The organism is Paeniroseomonas aquatica (assembly GCF_030409335.1).
Taxonomy (GTDB): domain Bacteria; phylum Pseudomonadota; class Alphaproteobacteria; order Acetobacterales; family Acetobacteraceae; genus Belnapia; species Belnapia aquatica.
Window position 1 is genome coordinate 6659 of record NZ_JAUFPN010000067.1, and the last position, 1647, is coordinate 8305.

General features: G+C 66.8%; 3 protein-coding genes. All 3 read left to right on the forward strand.

The window, feature by feature from the left end:
* The coding region (locus QWZ14_RS07310) for a type IV secretory system conjugative DNA transfer family protein (RefSeq protein ID WP_290315968.1) at positions 1 to 724 on the forward strand (724 nt) is incomplete at its 5' end.
* Entirely contained in the window at positions 721 to 906 is a 186-nt protein-coding gene (locus tag QWZ14_RS07315; protein WP_290315969.1) for a hypothetical protein, read from the forward strand. The genes QWZ14_RS07310 and QWZ14_RS07315, both read left to right, overlap by 4 nt.
* Positions 907 to 908: 2 nt before the next feature.
* A partial coding sequence (locus tag QWZ14_RS07320; protein WP_290315970.1) for an ATPase, T2SS/T4P/T4SS family occupies positions 909 to 1647 on the forward strand: 739 nt, incomplete at its 3' end.

Consider the following 1647-nt stretch of genomic DNA (forward strand, 5'->3'; position numbering starts at 1 on the left):
GCTCCCGGAAAAAGGGGCCGAGGGCATGCGGATGCAGGCGGTCTGTCAGGAGGGCAAGGCCTACGGCGCGCGGGGTGGCCTTTCGGCGCGCAGCTTCGGCATCAATGAAATGCTGCGGCGGCACGAGCCGGCGCTCGATGCCCGGTTCGATTTCAGCACCGTGGCAATCTCCACCGGCGGTCGCACCACGATGCTGCTGCCGCCTGTCGTCACCGAGGCGCAGATGGCCTTCGCTCTCGGCGACGGAGGCCAAGTGGCCCGCGAGACGGGCCGGATCTACCGCATCACCCGCCAGGGCCGCCTGACCAGCACAGTTCCCGACTGGCGCAGCTACCTGGTGCGGCAGTGGGGCTCGCCCACACCGCCGGCCGAGACTCTGCGGCCGCGCACGGACAAGGAGGCTGAGACCTGGTCGCGGTGCGTGGCCGATGGCTGGGCGGAGGGTGAGCGTCTGGCGGTCGATACCTTCCTCTCCGATCTCGGCACGCTTGAAACCGACCTCATCGGCATGGCCCGGTTCCATGTCCTGCTGCGTTCCGGTCTGGTCGAACGGCCGCAGATCGCGGTCAGACATCTTCGTGTCCAGGGCGGCGGCGGCCGGTTGAACCTGCAGGACACGACGATCGCCATCACGCGGCAACGGGGTCTCAATTCCAACACCGGCCGCTGGAGCCCGACAATCGGTGTCGAGGCAGACGGGCCAATCGGGAGTGTGGGACGATGAGACCGGCCGCCGATCTCACTCTCCTTTGGCTGCTGTGCGCCTCCCTCGGCATCACGGTCATCCTGCAGCACTCGCCGATCCGCTTTGCCGGCGGCCGGATGGTGCAAGCCATCAAGACCCTGGCGCTTGGGTTTGTGTGCGCTCTGCTGGTCTATCGCCTGCTCGCCTGGGTGCTTTGGTGAGCATGCAGGCGGACCTGCCCCTCGCCATCCCGGACTGGATTGGCGCGGGGCACGCCCTCACCCGCGACGCCCTCAATAGCTTGCTGGGCTGGGCGACGTGTATCGAGGCATCCGACATCCGCTTGCAGACCGGCAAGCGGATTGTCCTGCAGGTCCATGGCCGCGTCCGGAAGCTCGGAGAACGCAGGTTGACCGAGAACGAGATCGAGGAGGCGGCAAATACCCTGCGCGGAGCCGATGCCATGGCACAGATCAAGTCCGCCCAGGATTTCGACACAGCTTATGAGATCAAGCCGGACCGCAAGACCCGTCTCCGGTTCCGGGTGAACGGCAAAGGGGCCTACGCCCGCGGTGTGGACGGCGCCGCCCTGGTGATCCGTACGATGCCACTGGCAACCTGGCCCCTGGCCCAGCAACAGGTTGATCCCCGCCTGGCGGCGGCCTGCTTTCCTCGGGACGGCATCGTCGTCGTGGCCGGCGCGACTGGCACAGGAAAGACCCGCCTGCTCGGCGGCATCACCCGTGCCATCCTCGAGGACCCGGACAGCCACCGGATAATCACCGAACTCTCCGCACCCATCGAGAATATCTACGACGACATTGACAGCCCGGCGTCCGAGATCACCCAGGTCGAGGTCGGCCGCAATCTGCCGACCTTCGGCGCCGGCATTCGCAATCTCATGCGTTCGGCCTGCAACGTCGCCATCGTCGGTGAGTGCCGTGACGGCGAGACCATGGCGG

What these genes read in the sequence shown, in the direction of transcription:
- QWZ14_RS07315 (WP_290315969.1), top strand. Translation starts at nt 721, where the DNA reads ATGAGACCGGCCGCCGATCTCACTCTCCTTTGGCTGCTGTGCGCCTCC.